The 3446-nt window shown below is 56.3% G+C and carries 2 rRNA genes; both read left to right on the top strand.

The window, feature by feature from the left end:
* Positions 1 to 61: 61 nt before the first annotated feature.
* Positions 62 to 3191 (top strand): 23S ribosomal RNA (locus ABZ470_RS41595).
* A gap of 135 nt (positions 3192 to 3326) precedes the next feature.
* Positions 3327 to 3443, top strand: a 5S ribosomal RNA gene (gene rrf / locus ABZ470_RS41600).
* The last annotated feature ends 3 nt before the right edge of the window (positions 3444 to 3446 follow it).

Below are 3446 nucleotides of genomic sequence, written 5' to 3' on the forward strand. Positions count from 1 at the left end.
GGGGTGGGTTGGGTTGCTGTTTGTTGTTTGAGATTTGCATAGTGGACGCGAGCATCTTTGTGGCCAAGTTTTTTAGGGCACACGGTGGATGCCTTGGCATCAGGAGCCGATGAAGGACGTGGGAGGCTGCGTTAAGCCTCGGGGAGTCGCCAACCAGACGTTGATCCGGGGATGTCCGAATGGGGAAACCTAGCACCAGTCATGTGGTGTTGCCTCCGCTTGAATGTATAGGGCGGTTGGTGGTAACGCGGGGAAGTGAAACATCTCAGTACCCGTAGGAAGAGAAAACAAAATTGTGATTCCGTGAGTAGTGGTGAGCGAAAGCGGATGAGGCTAAACCGTATGCGTGTGATAGCCGGCAGGCGTTGCGTGTGCGGGGTCGTGGGACCCTCTTGTGGTTTCTGCCGAGACCACGTGCAGTGAGAAATCGGTGGGGTAGTCGAAGCTTCTGGGAAGGAGCGCCGGAGACCGTGAGAGCCGGGTAGGTGAAACCTTGCCGACTGTTTGAGGGGATCCCAAGTAGCACGGGGCCCGAGAAATCCTGTGTGAATCTGCCAGGACCACCTGGTAAGCCTAAATACTCCCTGATGACCGATAGTGAACTAGTACCGTGAGGGAAAGGTGAAAAGCGCCCCGGTGAGGGGTCGTGAAATAGTACCTGAAACCGTGTGCCTACAAGCCGTAGGAGCGTAAACACTCTTCGGGGTGTTTGTGATGTGACTGCGTGCCTTTTGAAGAATGAGCCTGCGAGTTATGGTGTGTGGCGAGGTTAACCCGTGTGGGGGAGCCGTAGCGAAAGCGAGTCTGAATAGGGCGTTTGAGTCGCATGCTGTAGACCCGAAGCGGAGTGATCTAGGCATGGGCAGGTTGAAGCGTGGGTAAGACTGCGTGGAGGACCGAACCCACCAGGGTTGAAAACCTGGGGGATGACCTGTGTTTAGGGGTGAAAGGCCAATCAAACTCCGTGATAGCTGGTTCTCCCCGAAATGCATTTAGGTGCAGCGTTGCGTGTTTCTTGCCGGAGGTAGAGCACTGGATGGCTGATGGGCCTTACCGGGTTACTGACGTCAGCCAAACTCCGAATGCCGGTAAGTGAGAGCGTGGCAGTGAGACTGCGGGGGATAAGCTCCGTAGTCGAGAGGGAAACAGCCCAGATCACCGACTAAGGCCCCTAAGCGTGTGCTAAGTGGGAAAGGATGTGGAGTCGCAGTGACAACCAGGAGGTTGGCTTAGAAGCAGCCACCCTTGAAAGAGTGCGTAATAGCTCACTGGTCAAGTGATTCCGCGCCGATAATGTAGCGGGGCTCAAGTACACCGCCGAAGTCGTGGCATTCACACGTGTAGCCTAGCCTTTGTGGTTTGGGTGTGTGGATGGGTAGGGGAGCGTCGTGCGGCCGGAGAAGCAGCCGGGTGACCGAGTTGTGGAGGCTGTGCGAGTGAGAATGCAGGCATGAGTAGCGAATCAGAAGTGAGAAACTTCTGCGCCGGATGACCAAGGGTTCCTGGGGCAGGCTAATCCGCCCAGGGTAAGTCGGGACCTAAGGCGAGGCCGACAGGCGTAGTCGATGGACAACGGGTTGATATTCCCGTACCCGCTACGATGCGCCAGTACTGAATCCAGTGATACTAAGGGTCCTTAACCCCTCATGCCCTTCGGGGTGTGGGTGAGGGTGAACGCCTGGCCTGATCTGGTAGTAGGTAAGCGATGGGGTGACGCAGGAAGGTAGTCCAGCCCAGGCGGTGGTTGTCCTGGGGTAAGCATGTAGGACGTGTTGTAGGCAAATCCGCAACGCATGTGTCTGAGATGTGATGCCGAGCCGATTGTGGCGAAGTGGATGATCCTATGCTGCCGAGAAAAGCCTCTAGTGAGTGTCGTGGCGGCCCGTACCCTAAACCGACTCAGGTGGTCAGGTAGAGAATACTAAGGCGATCGGGTGAACTGTGGTTAAGGAACTCGGCAAATTGCCCCCGTAACTTCGGGAGAAGGGGGGCCTTCGCTGGTGATGAACCTTTGCGTTCGGAGCTGGTGGGGGTCGCAGAGGCCAGGGGGAAGCGACTGTTTACTAAAAACACAGGTCCGTGCGAAGTCGTAAGACGATGTATACGGACTGACGCCTGCCCGGTGCTGGAACGTTAAGGGGACCGGTTAGCTGACTTTCGGGTTGGCGAAGCTGAGAACTTAAGCGCCAGTAAACGGCGGTGGTAACTATAACCATCCTAAGGTAGCGAAATTCCTTGTCGGGTAAGTTCCGACCTGCACGAATGGCGTAACGACTTCCCCGCTGTCTCAACCGCAGACCCGGCGAAATTGCACTACGAGTAAAGATGCTCGTTACGCGCAGCAGGACGGAAAGACCCCGGGACCTTCACTATAGCTTGACATTGGTGTTTGGAACGGTTTGTGTAGGATAGGTGGGAGACGGTGAAGCATCGACGCTAGTTGGTGTGGAGTCATTGGTGAAATACCACTCTGGTCGTTTTGGATGTCTAACCTGGGTCCGTGATCCGGATCAGGGACAGTGTCTGGTGGGTAGTTTAACTGGGGCGGTTGCCTCCTAAAGGGTAACGGAGGCGCCCAAAGGTTCCCTCAGCCTGGTTGGTAATCAGGTGTTGAGTGTAAGTGCACAAGGGAGCTTGACTGTGAGACCGACGGGTCGAGCAGGAGCGAAAGCTGGGACTAGTGATCCGGCGGTGGCTTGTGGAAGCGCCGTCGCTCAACGGCTAAAAGGTACCCCGGGGATAACAGGCTGATCTTCCCCAAGAGTCCATATCGACGGGATGGTTTGGCACCTCGATGTCGGCTCGTCGCATCCTGGGGCTGGAGTAGGTCCCAAGGGTTGGGCTGTTCGCCCATTAAAGCGGTACGCGAGCTGGGTTTAGAACGTCGCGAGACAGTTCGGTCCCTATCCGCTGCGCGCGTAGGAGACTTGAAAGGGGCTGTCCCTAGTACGAGAGGACCGGGACGGACGAACCTCTGGTGTGCCAGTTGTTCCGCCAGGAGCATGGCTGGTTGGCTACGTTCGGGAGGGATAACCGCTGAAAGCATCTAAGCGGGAAGCTCGCCTTGAGATGAGGTCTCCCACCTTGTGAGAGGGTAAGGCCCCCAATGGATGATTGGGTTGATAGGCCGGGTGTGGAAGCGCGGTAACGTGTGGAGCTGACCGGTACTAATAGGCCGAGGACTTGACCTCAAGGTTTCTTTTGTGTCCATCACAGGCCATGGCTTTGGTTGTGGTGTGGTGGGGTTTTGCTCGCGTCCACTAGGCAATTCTGAGACAACAGACACGCTTGCGTTTCGCGGTGGTTGTTTGTGTGTTTCATAGTGTTACGGCGGTTATGGCGAAGGGGAAACACCCGGTTACATTCCGAACCCGGAAGTTAAGCTCTTCAGCGCCGATGGTACTGCACCGGGGACGGTGTGGGAGAGTAGGTCGCCGCCGGACAAT

The organism is Streptosporangium sp. NPDC020072 (genome assembly GCF_040631445.1).
Lineage (GTDB): Bacteria > Actinomycetota > Actinomycetes > Streptosporangiales > Streptosporangiaceae > Streptosporangium.